The sequence below is a fragment of the Sodalis sp. RH20 genome (assembly GCF_047324205.1).
Taxonomy (GTDB): Bacteria; Pseudomonadota; Gammaproteobacteria; order Enterobacterales; family Enterobacteriaceae; genus Acerihabitans.
Window position 1 is genome coordinate 1,848,506 of record NZ_CP178733.1, and the last position, 19,972, is coordinate 1,868,477.

The following is a 19,972-nucleotide window of genomic DNA, read 5'->3' on the forward strand; positions in this document are numbered from 1 at the left end:
CCCCGGCCGGCAGGTCGATAAAAAGTATAAGGTACAGGTATGAAACAACTTGTGGTGAATATCGGCGATATCCCGGTGGCGAACGATCGTCCTTTTGTGCTGTTCGGCGGCATGAATGTGCTTGAATCGCGCGATCTGGCCATGCGCATTTGTGAGCATTACGTGACCGTGACCCAAAAACTGGGTATTCCGTATGTGTTCAAAGCTTCGTTTGATAAAGCCAACCGTTCATCTATTCACTCTTATCGCGGTCCGGGCCTGGAAGAGGGCATGAAGATCTTTCAGGAGCTGAAAGCGCAGTTTGGCGTGAAGGTCATTACCGACGTGCATGAGGCGGCTCAGGCGCAGACGGTGGCCGGGGTGGTGGACGTGATACAGTTGCCGGCATTCCTGGCGCGCCAGACCGATCTGGTGGAGGCCATGGCCCGCACGGGTGCGGTGATAAACGTTAAAAAACCGCAGTTTATCAGCCCGTCGCAGGTGGGCAATATCGTTGATAAATTCCGTGAAGCCGGTAATGAGCAGGTTATCCTGTGCGATCGCGGCAGTAATTTCGGCTACGATAACCTGGTGGTGGATATATTGGGATTTAACGTGATGAACCGCGTTTCCGGCGGTTGTCCGGTGATTTTTGACGTGACCCATGCGCTGCAGACGCGAGATCCGTTCGGCGCCGCCTCGGGCGGTCGTCGCGCGCAGGTGGGCGAGCTGGCCCGCGCCGGTATGGCGGTGGGTATTGCCGGGCTGTTTATCGAGGCCCATCCCGATCCCGATCATGCCAAATGCGATGGCCCGTCGGCGCTGCCGCTGGATAAGCTCGAGCCGTTTCTGGTGCAGATGAAAGCCATTGACGATTTGGTGAAAAGCTTTCCGGCGCTGGATACGGGCAGTTAACGTTCTGTCTGCATCGACCCCCATCGGCACGGTCTCCCTTGAACACCGCTGCTTTAAGTCCGGTGTTGGCGGGCCTAGCGTGCCATGGGGCGCTCGGTCGGGCGGGAACACCACGTCCGATTCGACCCCATAGGCACGCTCTCCCTTGAACACCGCTGCTTTAAGTCCGGTGTTGGCGGGCCTAGCGTGCCATGGGGCGCTCGGTCGGGCGGGAACACCACGCCCGATTCGACCCCATAGGCACGCTCTCCCTTGAACACGGCTGCTTTAAGCCCGGTGTTGGCGGGCCTAGCGTGCCATGGGGCGCTCGGTCGGGCGGGAACACCACGCCCGATTCGACCCCATAGGCACGCTCTCCCTTGAACACGGCTGCTTTAAGCCCGGTGTTGGCGGGCCTAGCGTGCCATGGGGCGCTCGGTCGGGCGGGAACACCACGCCCGATTCGACCCCATAGGCACGCTCTCCCTTGAACACGGCTGCTTTAAGCCCGGTGTTGGCGGGCCTAGCGTGCCATGGGGCGCTCGGTCGGGCGGGAACACCACGCCCGATTCGACCCCATCGGCACGGTCTCCCTTGAACACGGCTGCTTTAAGCCCGGTGTTGGCGGGCTTACCGTGCCATGGGGCGCCCGGTCGGGCGGAACACCACGCCCGATTCGACCCCATCGGCACGGTTTCCCTTTAACACGGCGGCATTAAGCCCGGTGTTGGCTTATTTGGCTTCCTCCGCCAGCGCCTGTTCCAACGTGCTGTAGAATGCCAGCCGGCCGGGGATGGGATGGATATTGGCCCGCGCCAGCGTTTTCAGCGGCTGGAAGGGGATATCGGTTATCACCAGGCGTTTGCCCGCCGCCAGGTTTTCGCTGAAGTGCACAAACGCCTGCAGGCCGCCGGCATCCAGTACCGGCACCGCATCCCATTGCAGAATAATCACGTTATCCTGCGCCGTCAGCACGGCGATTTCCTCAAAAATGCGTTCGGCGGCGGCAAAGAACAGCGGACCGTTGACCCGCAGCGCCCTGAGCTTGCCGCTGGTGCTTTGCGGCAATTCGCTGATACGGGTCATGGCGGCGATACGGCGCATAAACAGCAGCGAGGCCAGGACGATGCCCACCGTAATGGCGATCACCATATCGAACAATACCGTCAGCGACATGCACAGCAGCATGACCACGATATCGTCCCTGGGCGCCCGGCGCAGCAGGTAAATGACCTTGCGCGCCTCGCTCATGTTCCAGGCTACCAGCAACAGCAGCGCGGCCATGGCCGACAGGGGCAGATAGGACAGGGCCGGCGCCAGCACCAGCAGCGCCAGCAGCACCAGCAGGGAATGTACCAGCGACGACACCGGCGAGGTGGCGCCGGCGCGCACGTTGGCCGCCGAACGCGCAATGGCGGCGGTGGCGGTAATGCCGCCGAAGAACGGCGCGATGATATTGCCCACTCCCTGTCCGATAAGTTCATTATTAGACTGATGCTTTTTGCCGGTCATGCCGTCAAGCACCACGGCGCACAGCAGCGACTCAATCGCGCCGAGCATCGCCATCGAGAATGCGGCGGGCAGCAGGGCGGAAACGGTATGCCAGTTTAAGCCCATCGGCACGCCGTGCACATCGGGCAGCGTCCACGGCAGCAGCCACTGCGGCAGGATCGGGGGAATACCCTGCCCATGGGTGCCGTCCGCCAGGATATAACCGAAACGGGTGCCGATGGTCGCCACCGGCATATCAAATAGCCACAGCACCGCCATGATGCCGGAGCCGGCTATCAGCGCCGGCAGGTGCGCCGGGAAACGGATGCCCAGGCGTGGCCAATAGACCAGCACCGCCATGGTGCCTATGCCAATCAGCGTATCTCCGGGATTGAACGTCGGCAACGCCGCGAAAAGCGCCGCTACCTTGCCGACATACTCCTCCGGCACCACGGGCAGGGTAAGACCAAAAAAGTCTTTGATTTGCATGGTGGCGATGGTGATGGCAATGCCCGAGGTAAAGCCCAGTGTGACCGAGAGCGGAATAAACTCGATAAGCTTGCCCAGCCGGGCAAAACCCATAATCACCAGGATCACGCCGGAAAGCAGGGTGGCAATCAGCAAACCGGCAAGCCCGAACTGTTGCGACACCGGATAAAGTATGACCACAAAGGCCGCGGTCGGACCCGACACGCTAAACCTGGAACCCCCGCACAGGGCGATGACAATACCCGCCACGGCGGAGGTATACAGGCCGTACTGGGGCGCCACGCCGCTGCCAATGGCCAGCGCCATGGCCAGGGGAATGGCGATGATGCCGACGGTAATACCGGCGATGATGTCTTTGATAAGGCGCTGGGTGGTGTAAGGTTCTTTCCAGCAGGCGTCAATAAGCGCGCTGAACGGGCGAAGACCGGTGAAGAGATGATTTTTCATTAAAACAACGAGCCAAAACGTGAGCAGGGCGGGCCGTGCGGTCCGTCGTAAAGAGACACTAAAATACCAGTTATGATGAATGGAACACCAGCGCTACATCATCAAATAGGTGAAAAAGAACCGATATGGCGAATATTTTGCTTAAAATTCTTTCTTATCAGCGGAAGAAAGGGTTTTATCGCGCCGGGTAAGGGAAATACCGGTTCGATTTTTTTATCTCGCCGGTAGACGAGTACGGGGCCCTGGAACGGCGGACGCCCGCTAACCCCTTCAATATGAGGGAGGAAATGCCGTCGGCCCTACAGCATGAGGGTCATCACATAAGCACCGAAAAGCGCCAGATGCGCGGTTCCGTTCAATACATTGGTACGGCCGGTTGAAAAGGAGATTTGGCACAGGATCATGGCGGTTAACAACACCACCACTTGCGGCATGCCCAGGCCGAACGCCAGCGGATGGCCTGTCAGGATGGCGATGATGGTGACGGTGGGCACCGTGAGGGAAATGGTGGCGAGCACTGAACCGAAAAACAAATTCATGGCGCGTTGCACCTGGTTTTTAAGCACCGCCCTGATGGCGCCCAGGCCCTCGGGCGACAGGATCAGCAGCGCGACCAGGAAGCCGGTGAATTGTTGGGGCGCATGCAAATCACCGAGCAGTTGTTCCAGCGGACCGGCGTTGAACTTGGTCACGGTTACCACCGCCAGCAGATGCAACAGTAGCCAAATGCCGTGCCATTTGGAGCTGTGTGCGGAGGGTTTGCCGTGGGAATCATCGTCGTCGCCGTCTTCATGCTCGTAGATAAAATAGCGTTGGTGCGTTTTAGTCTGTATCAACAGGAATACGCCGTACATGGCGGCGGAGATAGCGGCGGCAAACAGTGCCTGGGCGATGCTGAAATTGCCATCCGGCAGGGCCGTGGGCAGCACCAGCACAATCACCACCAGCGGGATGATGGCCATCAGGTATTGCTTGATGCCGGCCAGGTTCACCGACTGGGTGGCGAATTTACGCCCGCCCAGCAGCAGGGAAAAACCGACCAAGCCGGTAGTGACAATCATGATGACCGAAAACAGGGTATCGCGCATCAGGCCGGGCGAGGCATTGCCGGTGGCCATCAGCGCCGAAATCAGGCTCACCTCGAGGATCACCACCGACAGGCTGAGGATCAGCGAACCAAAGGGTTCTCCCAGCCGGTGCGCCAGCACGTCGGCATGGCGCACGACGTTAAACGCGCTGACAAGGATGGCGATGAGGGCGATAAGATTGATGATGACCGTCACGGCGAAAGTGGGCGTGGCGCCCCATACTATCAATACCGCCAGCGCTGCAATGGGAAACAGCAGGGTATATTCCTTGTGACGCGTTTTGATCCCCTGATCGGCGGATTTCATGATAGGTAATCTCCTTGCAAAGAGTCAGGCTTGCTACCGGTTATCATTATAACCAGGCGCCAACGATAAAATTTATGGAATAAGCCTACCAGAAAACGGCTGTATAAAATGTCAAGTTATGTATAAATATCCGTCTTGAAGAAAATAATCCGGAAGCGATGGGAAAAACAGGCTATAAGATGATTTTTATCGGGCAAGTCACATTATAAGCTAGTAAAATACAAAAAATATCCCCTTTAATCATCTTATGTTATTCATCTAATCGTCTTTATCCGCCTGTTTCGTGGCAGTGTGCCTATCAGATATCTATAAATAAATTTATGTGTCCCGTTTTTCCCCCGGCCGGCCTGGCGTATGCCCGCAAAGTTTCTATACTTAAGTGACACTTAGCCATATTCGCCAAGGAGACGCCTCATGCCCTATAAAAGCAATTCAGACTTACCGGACAGCGTGACCAACGTTTTACCCAAGCATGCCCAGGATATTTATCGCGAGGCGTTCAACCACGCCTGGGATCAATATGCCGATAAGTCGGAGCGGCGCGGGGATGAATCCCGCGAGGAAACCGCGCACAAGGTCGCCTGGGCGGCGGTAAAGCACGGTTACCAGAAAGGCGATGACGATCGATGGCATCCCAAGAAATAACCGGACCTGACGACCGCCATCCATTCCCGCCACCTTTCCTTCCTGACAGCAGCGGACGTCCATCGCCGGATTTTAGCGCCGGGCAGGGCCGCTGCTTTTTTAACGTGATAAAGATCAAACTTGCCAGCGTCCCGATAAACGAATAATGTCATAATGTTCACAATAAAATAATTGACTCTTACATAATTCTTATTGTTAGTGTCGGGTGAACGGCTTTACCTTAGTGTGTGGCGATCGTCAGCCGGGAGAAGAAAAACGAGTGTTAACACGTGACTTTTTACAGAAAGCCGATTGTAAAACCGCCTTCGGCATTATAGACGAGGCGCTGTTACTGTCCCCTGAACAACGTCATGCCTCATTGCAATGTACGCTTTCCCGCAGGCCGGATAATAGCCCGGTGTGGATCTTTGGTTACGGCTCCTTAATGTGGAACCCGATATTTGAAGCCGATAAAGTCAGTCCCGCTACGCTGATGGGGTGGCATCGTGCCTTTTGCCTGCGCCTTACCGCCGGGCGCGGCACCGCCACTCAGCCCGGCAGGATGCTGGCGCTCAAAGAAGGCGGCCAGACCACCGGCCTGGCCTTCAGGTTGCCGGAAGCCAAACTGCATGAGGAACTCGAACTGTTATGGAAGCGGGAAATGCTTACCGGCTGTTATATTCCCACCTGGACGGAGCTTCAACTTGAAGGGGATGAAAAAGTCACGGCGCTGGCGTTTGTGATGGATCCAAAGCATCCTTTTTTTGAAGCGGATACCCGTTCGCAGATTATCGCCCCGCTAATTGCCTGTGCCAGCGGTCCGCTCGGGACCAATGCGCAGTATTTGTTTGCGCTGGAACAAGAGCTGAATAACCACGGGATGCATGATGAATGTATGGTTGAATTAGTAAAACACGTCCGCCAACTGCTGCAGGCGCGCTCCGCTATAAACCGTCATCCCTTTGACGGCTCCCCGCTGGCGCTGTGACATCACCGCCCCCGGTGCGGGGCGCCGTTTACGCAACCGCTGCATATTAAAAACCGCGACTCCCGGCTACGGGGGCTTACCTCTTCCCGCCCGGCGTTCACCGGGAGGGCTTCGCCGTGCTCAGGAATGGGACCGGTCGGGGGAGCCGATACGCCCGACCCGCGCCTCTTTGGTCAGGTAGCGTGCCACCAGGCGTTTACGCATGCGCGCCACAAACTGTTCCTGGAACAGCACGCATAGCGCGATAGTCGTCAGCATATAAATAAGGTAGCCGCCCAGGGAGGGCTGTACGTCGCCGGCCGCCGCGATGCACCCGGGCCAATCGCTGAAACAGGCTTTGGGATCGCCGCGAAAAAATTGTTCCAGGGTGCGCGCGAGATTGAACAGCGGCACATGCAGCGCAAACATGGACAGCGACGCCGCTCCCAGGCGTGTAGACCAATGCCGCAGCCATTCGCTGTCAGGCGTGCGCGCCAGGGCGCAAAGATAAATCAGCGCGATTTGCGACGGCAGCAGCAGGCCGTTATGCAGCAGGAAATACCAGTACTTGGGGCCATGGGTAAACAGCGCGGCGGCAACCAGGAAGCAGACCAGGATGAAACAGGCCATGGCGCGACGCTTCCAGCGGCTGAGAACCTGTTCTTTTAACCGGGCGCGGCGGAACAAGGCATAACCGAGTATCCCGCCAAAAAACTCCGGCACGCGAAAAATCGGCACCCGCTGCAGCAGCCCGGTATAAGGAATGCCGTATAAATGTTGCCATACCACCCAGGCCGGCGGCAGCAGGTAGAGCGCCCAGATCACCGCCAGCCAGAGCCAGGTCCTGCGCGCGTTCATCAGCCGCGGCGCAAACCAGGGGAAAAGGATATAAAAGAAAAACAGCGTGGAAAGCGACCACAGCGGCGCGTTAAAGGTCAGGAAGTAGGGGTTCCAGGCCTGGAGCATCAGCAATTGTAAAACGCTGTTGAACGCCAGTTGAGCGTTATCCATATAATGGCGGAACAGCTCCGGATTGGTTTGCCCGAGTATGTCATTGGTATCGTAGACCACGAAGCGCACGCTGGCGCCGGGCCCGTCCGGCGGGATCGCCAGCCATTGCATCAGGGCGATGACCAGGATGGAGGACACCAGCGCCACGATATGAATCGGGTAAAGGTTAAAAAAACGTTTGGCCCAGAACGTGGTGGCCGGCTCGCGCAGCTGATTGCCGCGGACGTAGACATGCGCCAGCAGGAAACCGGACAAGACAAAAAAAGAACTGGTGGCGAAAAATCCCATGCTGGTCAGTTCGCCTATTCCCCTGATGCTTTGTAGCTGGGGATAGGTATGGGCGGTATGGTAAAGCATGACATAACAACCGAGCAAAAAGCGCAGCCATTCTAAGCCATTGAATCGTTCCTTTTCTAAGGGTTTCATATCGTTATCTCCGGGCCTTAGTCTTATATGACTTTTTTTGTGGCGGGCAGGTGCCGAGTAAAGCATAGCAGCTTAATAATTGTAGTTTAAAATACTGAGCTGGATAGGAGGTTCATGACCGTCACGAGTTTATGGTATAGTGCCTTTCTCGGGTTACTTTATGAGCAGTCCGGCATTGAGCCGGTCATCAAAGCACCACGCCTTGTTTACCGGGTGTGAACTGAGAGGGGATATTGTCCTTATGCCCTATGTGCGTCTGGATCAGGTATGCGCTTATTTTCTGCCGCTGGTGGTTGGATGCCTGGGGTGGCTCCCTTTAAGCGCAGCGGCATTGACTACGGATTCGTCCATCTCACAGAATAATTCCGTTGCAGTAAATTCCGAACACCAGAGCCTACCCGATTTAGGTGGCGGGAATTTAAACGAAAGTGAAACAGAAAAGAAACTCGCCACTTTGGCAAAACAGTTGGCCGAGGCGAACAATGACGCCAGCGATCGGTCGTGGCGTTCTTATCTGGTCGAACAGGCAAAAGAAAAAGTGTTGACGCAACTGCAGCAGCAAAGCGAAAGCATGCTGCAGCCGCTGGGGTATTCCAGCATCTCGCTCGATGTCTCGCCCCAGGGCGATCTGGCCGGCAGTTCAGGACAACTGCTGTTGCCGCTGTGGGATAATCCCAACCGGGCGCTGACGTTCAGCCAGGTCGGCGTGCAGGGGTCGGCGCAGGGCGCGGTGGCGAATATCGGCCTCGGGCAGCGCTGGAACGCCGGCCGCTGGCAGGTGGGCTATAACCTGTTTTACGACCAGTTTCTCGCCCATGACTCCCTGCGGCGCGGCGCCGTCGGCGCCGAGGCCAGCGGCGATTATCTCAGCCTGTCCACTAATTTCTATTATCCGTTGTCCGCCATGAAAGCCGAACAAAATTCCGCCAGGTTCCTGCGCCAAACGGCCGGCGGCTATGACCTGACGACGCGCGGTTACCTGCCCTTTTACCGGCAGCTGGGCGCCTCGGTTAAATATGAGCGCTACTACGGCGATAATGTGGATTTGTTTGATAGCGGCAATTATCGTAACGACCCCGCGGCGTTTGCATTTGGCGTTAATTATACCCCGGTGCCGCTGATGACCCTGACGGCCAGCCATACGCAGGGCGACAGCGGAGAATCGCAGGATAACTATGCCCTGACGGTCAATTACCGCCTGGGCGTGCCCCTGGAACAACAGCTTTCATCACGCAACGTTGCGCAGGCGCACACGCTGCGCGGCAGCCGCTATGATTTGGTGGCGCGCAACAATGCCCCGGTGCTGGCGTTCCGGCAACGAAAAACGCTGTCGGTTTTTCTCGCCACCCCGCCCTGGTCATTACACAGCGGTGAATCCCTTGAGCTTAAACCCGAGGTCGTCGCCCGCAATACCATTACCGCCGTCAGTTGGCAAGGCGATACCCACGCCCTGAGCCTGACGCCGCCCCCCCGCAGCAATCAGCCCGACGGCTGGACGATTATCATGCCGCAATGGCATGACGAGGCGGGAGCCAGCAACGAATATCATCTCTCGCTGACGGTGGAGGATGAAAAACAGCAGCGCGTCACCTCGAACTGGATTGTGCTGAAAGTCGACCCGCCGTTAGCGCTCGGAACCGCCGGCGCGGTCTTCGATTAGCCGGGCCTGGCTTACCGCCCGCGCATTATTGCGCGCCTGGAACACAGGGCCGGCGCCCTGCCATGGTGCGTTACTGCACTTTTTTAAAGCGCTGGCGCCAAGAGGGCGATGCCGCGCCGGCGTTTCGCACTTTTAATCCGTCTCTCCGGCCCCACTGTCACCCGCTGCGACGGGGTGCATAAATTATTCCCTTTAAGCGCGCAACCCCGCCGGCAATGCATAATATTCATTTTTTATTCATTAATAATGAATAATGATGTCGTGTAACTTATTGTTTTTAAAGACACCAATAAATTTTATTCATTTATCTGGCTATAGCTGGCACGTTGTGTGCAATCTATACTCATTATCAGCTGGCGTGTTTGCCCGTGACTTGCAGGCAGGGAAAGGCCCGGCACGTTATCGGCAACCCGGCGCCCTTTTAGGTGCCCGTTTATCGTGCGATCGGTTGAAAACCGTTTTATGCCTCATGGCGTGGCGAGGAGTAGTAATTATGATGATCATCCGACCGGTAGAACACCGTGACCTGCTGGATATCCTGACGCTGGCGGGCAAGGCCGGCGCGGGACTGACCTCCCTGCCGGCGAATGAGGAGGTTTTGGCGGCCCGCATCGATCGATCGGTGCGCACCTGGCAGGGCGGCCTCGCGCGCGGCGAGCAGGGATATCTGTTCGCGCTGGAAGACAGCGACCGGGGCAAGGTGGTCGGGGTCAGCGCCATCGAGGTGGCGGTGGGCCTCAAGGAACCCTGGTATAATTTCCGCGTCGGCACCCTGGTGCATGCCTCCACGGCGTTAAATGTTTATAACGCCGTGCCGACCCTTTACCTGAGCAACGATCATACCGGCCTGAGCGAACTCTGTACGTTATTTCTCGATCCCGACTATCGCCATGGCGCCAACGGCCAGTTGCTGGTCAAGGCGCGGCTGATGTTTATGGCGGCCTTCCGCGATTATTTCGGCCAGCGCGTACTCGCCGAAATGCGCGGCTATTGCGATGAACAGGGCTATTCTCCTTTCTGGGCCAATCTGGGCCAGCGGTTTTTTTCCATTGACTTTGCCCGCGCCGATTATTTAAGCGGTACCGGCAACAAGGCGTTTATTGCCGAACTGATGCCCAAGCATCCGCTGTACGTGGATTTCCTGGCGCCGGAGGCCCGCGCAGTCATCGGCCGGGTACACCCGCAGACCGAGCCGGCCAGGGCGCTGCTGGAATCCGAGGGGCTGCGTTACCAGGGATATATCGATATTTTCGACGGCGGCCCGACGCTCGAGGCCGAAATTGATCAGATTCGCACGGTGCGCGACAGCCGCAGGGTGACGGCGCAAATCATGGCAGATGACGACGCCGGGCGCCACAATCAAGACGCCGCCTGGTGCCTGTTGGCCAATGAGGACTACCAGGGTTTTCGCGCCGTGGCCTGCCGGTGTGAAATCGGCCGCGAATCACTGGAAATTGACCTTGCCACGGCCGCCGCGCTCGGCCTGGCGCCGGGGCAAGCGCTGCGGGCGGCGACGCTATATGCGGACGGCCGCACGCGCGCGGGCTCAACCTCACCACAGCAAACAGGATGTGCCCATGCAGCATTGTGTTGAAGCGAACTTCGACGGCCTGGTCGGCCCCACCCATCATTATGCGGGCCTCTCCTTCGGCAACGAAGCCTCGACGCGCCACCGGCGCGAAGATGCCAATCCGCGACTGGCCGCCCGGCAAGGGCTGGCCAAAATGAAAGCGTTGTCCGACGCGGGATTTATGCAGGGGGTATTGCCGCCCCATGAGCGGCCGCATTTAGCGTATTTGCGGCGTCTGGGCTTCACCGGCAACGACGCGCAGATCCTGGCGCAGGTGGCGCGCGACCACCGGCAATTGTTGTCGATACTCAGTTCCGCGTCGGCAATGTGGGTCGCCAACGCGGCCACCGTCAGCCCGTCGGCGGACAGCGCCGACGGCCGGGTGCACTTTACCCCCGCCAACCTGCATAATAAATTCCATCGCGCCATAGAGGCCGAAACCACAGGGGCTATCCTGCGGGCGGTGTTTCGCGACGCGCGCTTTTTCCGCCACCATGAGGCGTTGCCCCAGTCCGCGCTGTTCGGCGACGAGGGCGCGGCAAACCATAATCGCCTGGGACGTTATGATTCCCCGGGGGTACAAATGTTCGTGTATGGCAAAAGCGGCCTGGAGGCGGGCAGCGAACCGGGGCGTTATCCCGCCAGGCAGACGCGTGAGGCCAGCGAAGCCGTGGCGCGCCTGCACCTGCTGGCGCCGGAACGTTGTCTGATGGTCCAGCAGGATCCCGCCGTCATCGACCAGGGCGTATTCCATAATGACGTGATTTCCGTCAGCAATGAACAGGTGTTGTTTTATCATCAACAGGCGTTCGCCGGGGGAGAGGGGGTCCGTGAGCGGCTAAGCCGCGCGCTGGCGCAGCTCGGCCAGGAATTGACGGCGCTCGAAGTGCCGGCGCGGCGCGTATCCGTGGCCGACGCGGTGGCGACCTATTTATTCAACAGCCAGTTATTAAGCCGCCGGGACGGCAAGATGACTATTGTGGTGCCGCAGGAGTGCCGCGAGCATGATGGCGTCTGGGCATATCTTAATGAGCTGGCGGCCGAAGGCCGGGCGATAGACCGGGTGAGCGTCGTCGATTTGCGCGAGAGCATGCGTAACGGCGGCGGTCCGGCGTGCCTGCGTTTGCGCGTGATCCTTACTGCGCAGGAGCAGGGCGCGGTGAATCCCGCCACGCTGATGACGCCGGCGCTGTTTGACCGCCTTAACCTCTGGGTCGACAAGCATTACCGCGACCGGCTGAATCAGGACGATCTGGCGGATCCCTCGCTGCTTAACGAGGTTCGCACCGCGCTGGACGAACTGACGCAGTTGCTGGACCTGGGCGCGATTTATCCATTCCAGCAATAAATCCATGGCTCAGGGAACCGCGCCATGGGGCGCGCTTGCCTAGGCCGCCTTGCCCGGGCCCGCAACCGGCGGGCTTGATTTATAATATGCGCCATCGGTAAATACAGAAAATAATCATTGCGGCGCGGCGGCTAGAGAAATTACTGAATATTCGTTGGCGGTGAGTAAAGTAAGAGTTATCATATTGACGTGGCTAAAACCTCATTTTATTGCCACGGAAAATAACGCTTTCCACACATAAAATCCATATTTTCTCCATGATTGCCTTAAAAGTGAGTTTCAGGCTTTAAGTTATTTACTTTTACTCGCATTACTTGAAGATAACGCGAGTACACTTATATCTGTAACGAACCCTGCCGGCGAAATTATTTTGCGGCAGACAATAATCAGATATGAGGAAATTATGCGCAAATTAACTGCTTTATTTATGGCTACTACCCTGGTGTTAGGTTCAGCTCAGTTAGCCGTCGCCGCGGACAGCAGCGCTACCGCGGCGCCAGCCGGCGATACCGCGCAAGGCGAAATGCATCATAAAGGCGGTATGCAACATCAGCGCGGCCCTATGATGGACCATATGTTTAAGGATCTTAAACTCACGGAACAACAGCGCCAGAAAATGCATGACATTGCGCGCGATTCCATGAAAGATATGAAAAAGCCATCGGCCGCCGAGCATCAGCAGATGCATGACGTGATCGCCGCCGACAGTTTTGATTCCGCCAAGGCCCAGGCCCTGGTAAATAGCATGGCGCAGGAACAAAACCAAAGAATGCTCGCCAATCTGGAAATGCAAAACAAGATGTATAATGTGTTAACGCCGGAACAAAAAGCGGAATTCAATAAAAAATTCCAGGAACGCGCGCAAAAAATGCAGCAGCGTGACGCGACTAAATAAAAGATAGCCAGAAATCATCGTTAAAAAAGCGGCCCGCGGGCCGCTTTTTTTTATCGCCAGAAATCATCAAATACCGTGATTGGCGGATGCCGTTTATGCTCGGTGCGGGCATACCAGCCTTCAATGATCTTCGCCGCCTCGGGCGCGACGGTTTTCCCTTCCAGGTAATCATCAATCATTTCATAGGTGACGCCGAGCGCCGATTCATCCGGCAGCGCCGGGCGATCCTCCTCCAGATCGGCGGTCGGGGCTTTAAGATACAGATGCTGCGGACAGCCCAGATAGGCCAATATGGCCCGGCCCTGGCGTTTGTTCAGGCGATAGATGGGATTGATATCCGTGCCGCCGTCGCCATATTTGGTAAAAAAGCCGGTTACCGCCTCGGCCGCATGATCGGTGCCGACCACGATACCCGCGTTCATGCCGGCGATGCTGTACTGCGCTTTCATGCGTTCGCGGGCCTTTTCATTGCCCTTGATAAAATCGCTCAGGGTGATGCCAGCCTCCAGCAGCGCGGCCTCGCTGGCCAGGACGGCATTTTTGATATTTACCGTCAATACGCGATCGGGTTGGATAAAGGCGATGGCATCCCGGCAATCCGCCTCATCCTGCTGCGCGCCGTAGGGCAGGCGCACGGCGATGAATTGGTAGCGCTCATCGCCCGTTTCCCCGCGCAGTTCGCTGATGGCGGCCTGGCAAACCTTACCGGTAAGCGTCGAATCCTGCCCGCCGCTGATGCCCAGCACCAGCGTGTGGATAAAGGTATAGCGCTGCAGATAACGTTTCAGGAAATCGACGCTGACGCGAAATTCCGCGGCCGGATCGATAACGGGTTTTGCCCCTAGCGCTGCAATAATGTCTTGTTGCCGAGTCATGTGTCTATTTCCCTCGCAGGCGTCGCAACGAGTTCGACGCAAAAAAAAAGATTAATTTCCTGATTGTAAAACGAATTGGAATTTAGCGAAAGCATCAGCATAGCTAAAAACGGTTAACGGCCCCGCCGTGGGCGAACGAAAAAAAAGGTGACTTACCGTTGCGCTTAGATTTGTAAAAAAGCCTTTTGTCTTCTACACTTATCCATACATATCAAAATGAGGTGACACTTATGAATAAGAAAATTGTTATTGCCTTTACCGCCGCTACCGCGCTTACCATTCTTTCCGGTTGTACCGTTTACGATCGTGCCGACAGTTATATGAAAAAACCTGTAGTGAGTGATGTCAAAAAAGGCATGACTAAACAGCAGGCCCGTGCTATCGGGGGCATTCCGTCCACCTCCGCCACCATGATTAACGCCCGTGGTACCTGCGACTCCTATGTCCTGGGCACACGCGACGGCAAGCCGATTAACTATTTCGTCAGCTACGACCAAAATAATATTGTCCTGAATAAGGGCTTCCAGAGCTGCCAGGAATACGATACCAACCCGCAAAAATAATGCTGTAATGATCGCCGGGTAGGAAAAGTGATGGGCGATAAGTGAATTTTTTCACTTATCGCCCATTTCGTTTTTCACCGCCAGGCGCGCGCGACGGACGCCTGGCGGTGACCGCGCCCGCTAAGCCGGCACGCCGTCAATTTTGCTAATCCGCGACCATACCCGGTGCAGCTTCAGCTGATCCAGAAAATCCTGCATCAGCCGGCCTTGTGTGGCGGCGCCTTCACAAATGCCGTCCTCCGGCAGATCGGTCAGCCCCAGGGGCTGTTTAAACCGATTGGCGTCACCGCTAAGGCCGATGACTTTCAGATGCTTGTAGGCTTCCAGAATATAATGCCGCGCGGCGCCGCTGAGCAGCAAGGCGTCCAGGTTGCCGTCCGGCACGATAACCCCGTCGACCGTAATCGAGGGCGATCCGTCAAAGGTGGCGTCGATAGGCAGCGTAGAGCCGTCGTTCGCCACCACGTTGCCGCCGTGCGAGGCCAGTATTTTGGCATGCACGCCTTCCGCCTTCAGTGCCTGCAATGCCTCCAGCACGTCGGCGGCGTCGACGCCGTCGCTGACCAGCAGCGCCACCTGGCGGCCTTTCAGCGCGCCGCTGCCGGTGGCATACAGGCTAAGGGTCGGATCTTGCGCTACGCCATTGACCGGTTTGGGCGGCGGCGTGTTAAGCGCATCGTCGGAAAGCCGGATGCCGAGTTTGGCGGCGACCTGTTTGGCCAGCTCCACGTCGACGCGGGTCAGCAAATCCACGACTCGCTCGCGAATATAGGCGCGGCCGACCTTGCCCAGCTCAAAGCTGAAGGCATCGACGATATGCTGCTGCTCGGCCGGGGTCTGGCTGAGCCAGAACAGGCGGGGATGCGAGAAGTATTCCAGGAACGAGTCGCTGCGCTCGCGAATTTTATGGCCGTCCACCCGTTCCTGATAAGACGCGAAACCGCCGTTTTCCGCCGCCGGCGCGGTTTCCCGCGGCCAGTTATCATTGATGGAGTTGGGTCCATGGGCGGCGGGATTGGTGTCTATATCCTGGCGGTGCATACCGTCGCGCTGGAAATTATGATAAGGACAGACCGGACGGTTTATCGGGATTTCATGGAAGTTCGGCCCGCCGAGCCGGCTGATTTGCGTATCGGTATAAGAGAATAACCGGCCCTGCAGCAGCGGATCGTTGGTAAAATCAATGCCGGGCACGATGTGGCCGGGGTGAAACGCCACCTGTTCGGTTTCCGCAAAAAAGTTATCCGGATTGCGGTTCAGCGTCATTTTACCCACGATTTCCACCGGCACCAGCGCCTCGGGGATCAGCTTGGTGGGATCGAGCAGATCGAAGTCGAACTTATGCTCGTCTGCTTCCGGTATCAGCTGCAGGCCCAGTTCGTATTCCGGATAGTCGCCGGCCTCGATGGCGTCCCACAGGTCGCGCCGGTGGAAATCAGCATCCTTACCGGCCAGTTTTTGCGCTTCATCCCAGACCAGCGATGCTTTACCCGCCAGGGGTTTCCAATGGAAACGCACAAAGGTGGCTTTGCCCTGGGCATTGATCAGGCGGAAGGTGTGGATGCCGAATCCTTCCATGGTGCGGTAGCTGCGTGGAATGCCGCGGTCGGACATGGCCCAGAAGACATTGTGCAGGGTTTCCGGCTGAAGGGAGACGTAATCCCAGAATGTGTCATGCGCGGAACCGCCCTGGGGCATTTCGTTATGCGGCTCGGGTTTGACCGCATGCACGAAATCCGGGAATTTAACCGCGTCCTGGATAAAAAATACCGGCGTATTATTGCCCACCAGATCGAAGTTGCCTTCCTGAGTATAAAATTTAGTGGCGAAACCGCGGATATCGCGCACGGTGTCCGCCGACCCGCGGGAACCCTGTACCGTGGAAAAACGTACGTATACCGGCGTTTTTACCGCCGGATCGCTGAGAAATCCGGCCTTGGTGATCTCGGTCAGCGGACGGTAGACCTCAAACACGCCGTGTGCGGCGGAGCCGCGGGCGTGGACGATACGTTCGGGGATGCGCTCATGGTCAAAATGGGTGATTTTTTCGCGCAGGATAAAATCTTCCAGCAGGGTCGGTCCGCGCTTGCCGGCGCGCAGCGAATTCTGGTCGTCGGATATTTTTACGCCCTGATCGGTGGTCAGGGGTTGCTGATACCCTGATTTACGATGCGGCTGTAGCGCGTCAAGCTTGGCATTGCTGTTTTGCGGGCTTTTAACCGAGCCCGATACGGTGGGTTGTTTACCCGGCTCCGATGTGCCGGGCTGCGCCAGATGGCTGTTGTCGTCCGGCGCGAGATGGCCCAGCCCGGGCTGCGCCGAACTGCCGTCGGGGGCGGGGGCCTGATGGGTTAGGGGGGTTTTGCCTTGTGAAGGATCGGTGGGTTTTGACATAGTCGATTGCTCCTCTTACCAGTGTAATGGCAAACAGTGGCTGGTCCGCGGTTATGGTTATCTGAGCGGTAGATCAACTATAGAACAGTTTTTTCGGGGAACCGGCGCGCAGCGCGCAATTGCCCGGTATTTTCTGAAAAGATGATATTGTCTGCAAAACGGCTATTAGAAATTACCGCGCACCTTGGACCATAACGCCGCAACGGAATCCGGGATGGGCATGCGGGTGCCCAGCGGCGCGCCCTGCGGATGCTGCACGGCGAAAATCAGCACCGCCACGCACAGCACCCGCTCAAGCTGGTTGCCTTTTTGCGGATACAATACCGGCAGGCGGAACCGCCAGCGGCAGGGCCAGAGCAGCGGAACGCCGGCCGGCGTCAGCATATCGGCGAGAATATGGCTGAGATAACCAATGATCATGCCGTGGAACGCGTCCAGCGGGATAAGCATTCCCGGGTCGAGTTTCAGGGTAAAGAGCACGATGCCGGCGATGATGGCCAGCAGGCTATGGGTAAAACCGCGATGACCGAAGACGCGGGCGATGGGCAGCGAGATCCACTGCAGGCGTTGGCCGAGGAAGGAGCGGGGATGATCGATGTCGGGCAGCAGGCAGGTTACCAGGCCGCCGGCCACGATATGCCACCAGTCGCCGTGGGCAAGCGCGGGCGAGAGCTCCATTTTTTTGGCTAAAATGGTGCTCGCCAGAGCGAAGATAAGATGCCCTTCAGCGGTCATAGCGGATGCGATCGGTTAAACTGGTCATTTGTCCAGTATAAAGGAATCCGTCGGCGGCGGGAATAGGTTACCTTGTAACAAATAAAAAACCCCGCGGCGCGGGGTCTTGCCACCGGGTTTATCCAGTGCGGGTGATAGCGGGCCTTTTGCGCCATGGTGCCTCGTTCGGGCGGGGAAACCCCACCCGATAAAACGCCATAGGGACAGATTCCGTTTCATCCGCTGTGTGTCGATTTGGCGATCGCCGCCCTGGGGTGTTATGCGGCCGATAGGGTCTGGTGATATTGGACAGCCGTGCAGATGGCTGTCGCCGCGGTGAGGGTTTCGCTGGCGGTTTTCAGGGTGATGTCTGTGGTCGCAGTGAGGGTTTTGCTGGCGGTTTTCAGGGTGATGTCGGTGGCCGCAGTGAGGGTTTCGCTGGCAGTTCGCTGGGTGATCTATGTCGCCGCGGTGAGGGTTTTGCTGGCGGTTTTCAGGGTGATTATGGGGCCGCAGCGTGAGTTTCGCTGGCAGTTCGCTGGGTGATCTATGTCGCCGCGGTGAGGGTTTCGCTTGCCGTGCGTTTGGCGGTTATATGGAATGCCGGGTGCCGGCAAGCGACAAAGAGGCCGTACCGCGACGGCCTCCTTGACCTCCGCGCGCCCGGCAGGTCGCGCGTCGCTGTGCGATGCCTTCCGTCGCCCATGCCCCCGTGATGCACCGGCCCGGTATGCGCTCCCGGCGCAACCGGGCCTTTCGCCGCTCCCGGCGGCTCATGCCGGGGTCACAGACGCCGTCAGCGCGCTTTATGCCGGTCCACATGTCGCTGTTGGCAATGCGTTTTATGAAACGACAGCGGCGCTGTTGCTTGGGATAGTGTCTGGTGTCGGGTATGTAACCGTTATGATTTCCCGGTAAATACATACCACTAAGGAACCCAAAACGCCATTTTACTCACAGACGATGGTGTTGACGTGGTGCCGGCATAGAGTGCGCCGGCAGCGCGCATCGCGGCTGGATGAGCCGCCGGGAGCGGCGAAAGCTAAGGGCCGCGCCGGGAGCGCGTCCCGTGCGGTCCACAAGCCGTGATGGGCGATGCCGGGAACCGCGCAGCGGCGCACGCACTGCCGGACGCGTGGAGGTCAAGGAGGCCGTCACGGTACGGCCTCTTTGTCGCTTGCCGGTACCGGGCAGGACATAAAACACCCTCACGCACGGCAAGCGAAACCTTCCCGAGATGACATATGCCCTACCGCAAGCTACCGCAAGCTACCGCAAGCTACCGCAAGCTACCGCAAGCTACCGCAAGCTACCGCAAGCTACCGCAATACTGTGACCCGGGCGGACGGGAAAAACACGCCCTAAGGCGCGCCTTCCCTTTACCACGCCTTGGGGGCGGGTGGGCGCGGGCTTAGCGCGCCAGCCAGCCGCCATCCACGGCGATGGTATAGCCGTTGATATAATCGGACGCGGTGGAGGCCAGGAATATGGCCGGTCCTTTCAGATCGTCCGGCAAACCCCAGCGACCGGCGGGGATGCGTTCCAGGATTTCTTTGCTGCGGCCTTCGTCGGCACGCAGTTGCTGGGTATTATTCGTGGCCATGTAACCCGGCGCGATGGCGTTGACATTGATGTTATGCTTAGCCCATTCGTTGGCCAGCAGGCGGGTAACACCCATGACGGCGCTTTTCGACGCGGTGTAGGAAGGCACGCGGATCCCGCCCTGGAAGGACAGCATGGAGGCGATATTGATGATTTTGCCCCCTTTGCCCTGCTTGATAAACTGGCGCGCAACCGCCTGCGACATAAAGAACACGGTTTTGATATTGATGTTCATGACGTCGTCCCAGTTCTTTTCGCTGAACTCGATGGCGTCTTCGCGACGGATAATGCCCGCGTTGTTGACCAGGATATCGATATGGCCGTATTCAGCCACTGATTTCTCAATGATGCCCGGGATATCGTCGATTTTGGTTAAATCAGCGGTCAGGCTCAGGAAACGACGGCCAAGGGCGGTCACTTTGGCGATGGTTTCTTCAGGGTCGACGATGTTGACGCCAACGATATCACAGCCGGCTTCCGCCAGGCCGATAGCCATGCCCTGACCCAGGCCGGTGTCGCAACCGGTAATCAGCGCCACTTTACCCTGCAAATTGAATGAATCTAAAATCATACCAGAACCTCATTGCTGGCGGCGGTAGGACATCGCCAGCGTAGTGTGTTTAAAGGGC

General features: G+C 57.7%; 16 protein-coding genes. 9 read left to right on the forward strand and 7 right to left on the reverse strand.

Going from position 1 to position 19,972, the window contains the following annotated elements; all coding sequences use genetic code 11:
* The first annotated feature begins 39 nt into the window (after positions 1–39).
* The gene (kdsA, locus tag ACL2XM_RS08650; protein ID WP_410014969.1) at positions 40–894 is read left to right on the forward strand and encodes a 3-deoxy-8-phosphooctulonate synthase; all 855 of its coding nucleotides are present in this window, start codon (positions 40–42) and stop codon (positions 892–894) included.
* Between the two features lie 711 nt (positions 895–1,605).
* Here kdsA and dauA read toward each other — a convergent pair.
* A complete protein-coding gene (dauA, locus tag ACL2XM_RS08655) occupies positions 1,606–3,300 on the reverse strand; it encodes a C4-dicarboxylic acid transporter DauA (RefSeq protein WP_413732743.1) in 1,695 nt (564 codons plus the stop codon).
* A gap of 299 nt (positions 3,301–3,599) precedes the next feature.
* Entirely contained in the window at positions 3,600–4,694 is a 1,095-nt protein-coding gene (gene chaA / locus ACL2XM_RS08660; protein WP_410014971.1) for a sodium-potassium/proton antiporter ChaA, read from the reverse strand.
* 414 nt (positions 4,695–5,108) lie between these two features.
* On the opposite strand from chaA, the gene chaB reads away from it, so the two are divergent.
* Together chaB and ACL2XM_RS08670 are read left to right on the forward strand one after the other, a co-directional pair.
* Positions 5,109–5,339: a putative cation transport regulator ChaB gene (gene chaB / locus ACL2XM_RS08665; RefSeq protein ID WP_413722917.1), complete on the forward strand. Its 231-nt coding sequence runs from the start codon at positions 5,109–5,111 to the stop codon at positions 5,337–5,339.
* A 259-nt stretch (positions 5,340–5,598) separates the two neighbouring features.
* Complete coding sequence (locus ACL2XM_RS08670) at positions 5,599–6,306, forward strand: gamma-glutamylcyclotransferase (RefSeq protein ID WP_410014973.1); 708 nt, start codon at positions 5,599–5,601, stop codon at positions 6,304–6,306.
* 120 nt (positions 6,307–6,426) lie between these two features.
* On the opposite strand, the gene ACL2XM_RS08675 is transcribed toward ACL2XM_RS08670, so the two are convergent.
* Positions 6,427–7,722 carry an acyltransferase family protein gene (locus ACL2XM_RS08675; RefSeq protein ID WP_413732744.1) on the reverse strand — a complete coding sequence of 432 codons (1,296 nt, stop codon included), beginning with the start codon at positions 7,720–7,722 and terminating at the stop codon, positions 6,427–6,429.
* Between the two features lie 241 nt (positions 7,723–7,963).
* Between ACL2XM_RS08675 and ACL2XM_RS08680 the strand changes: the two genes are divergently transcribed.
* From ACL2XM_RS08680 to spy, 4 genes are all read left to right on the forward strand, one after another.
* Entirely contained in the window at positions 7,964–9,382 is a 1,419-nt protein-coding gene (locus ACL2XM_RS08680) for a YchO/YchP family invasin (protein WP_413732746.1), read from the forward strand.
* A gap of 493 nt (positions 9,383–9,875) precedes the next feature.
* On the forward strand, positions 9,876–10,976 hold the full coding sequence (gene astA / locus ACL2XM_RS08685) for an arginine N-succinyltransferase (RefSeq protein ID WP_413722915.1): 1,101 nt from the start codon (positions 9,876–9,878) through the stop codon (positions 10,974–10,976).
* Positions 10,960–12,300, forward strand: a complete 1,341-nt coding sequence (gene astB, locus ACL2XM_RS08690; protein WP_410014977.1) for an N-succinylarginine dihydrolase — start codon at positions 10,960–10,962, stop codon at positions 12,298–12,300. Before astA ends, astB begins: the two co-directional genes overlap by 17 nt.
* Before the next feature lie 403 nt (positions 12,301–12,703).
* Complete coding sequence (gene spy, locus ACL2XM_RS08695; protein ID WP_410014978.1) at positions 12,704–13,195, forward strand: ATP-independent periplasmic protein-refolding chaperone Spy; 492 nt, start codon at positions 12,704–12,706, stop codon at positions 13,193–13,195.
* 50 nt (positions 13,196–13,245) lie between these two features.
* On the opposite strand, the gene nadE is transcribed toward spy, so the two are convergent.
* Entirely contained in the window at positions 13,246–14,070 is an 825-nt protein-coding gene (nadE, locus tag ACL2XM_RS08700; RefSeq protein WP_410014979.1) for an ammonia-dependent NAD(+) synthetase, read from the reverse strand.
* A 230-nt stretch (positions 14,071–14,300) separates the two neighbouring features.
* Here nadE and osmE point away from each other — a divergent pair, with 230 nt between their 5' ends.
* Complete coding sequence (gene osmE / locus ACL2XM_RS08705) at positions 14,301–14,633, forward strand: osmotically-inducible lipoprotein OsmE (protein ID WP_410014980.1); 333 nt, start codon at positions 14,301–14,303, stop codon at positions 14,631–14,633.
* Positions 14,634–14,753: 120 nt separating this feature from the next.
* Here osmE and katE read toward each other — a convergent pair whose 3' ends face one another.
* Positions 14,754–17,027 carry a catalase HPII gene (gene katE / locus ACL2XM_RS08710; protein ID WP_413722914.1) on the reverse strand — a complete coding sequence of 758 codons (2,274 nt, stop codon included), beginning with the start codon at positions 17,025–17,027 and terminating at the stop codon, positions 14,754–14,756.
* Positions 17,028–17,192: 165 nt separating this feature from the next.
* Positions 17,193–17,762, reverse strand: a complete 570-nt coding sequence (locus ACL2XM_RS08715; RefSeq protein ID WP_413722913.1) for a metal-dependent hydrolase — start codon at positions 17,760–17,762, stop codon at positions 17,193–17,195.
* 300 nt (positions 17,763–18,062) lie between these two features.
* On the opposite strand from ACL2XM_RS08715, the gene ACL2XM_RS08720 reads away from it, so the two are divergent.
* Positions 18,063–18,287 (forward strand): hypothetical protein, encoded by a 225-nt coding sequence (locus ACL2XM_RS08720; protein ID WP_413722912.1) that lies wholly within the window; start codon positions 18,063–18,065, stop codon positions 18,285–18,287.
* 865 nt (positions 18,288–19,152) lie between these two features.
* Here the strand turns inward: ACL2XM_RS08720 and kduD are convergent.
* Positions 19,153–19,914 carry a 2-dehydro-3-deoxy-D-gluconate 5-dehydrogenase KduD gene (gene kduD, locus ACL2XM_RS08725; protein ID WP_410014983.1) on the reverse strand — a complete coding sequence of 254 codons (762 nt, stop codon included), beginning with the start codon at positions 19,912–19,914 and terminating at the stop codon, positions 19,153–19,155.
* Positions 19,915–19,972 lie beyond the last annotated feature (58 nt).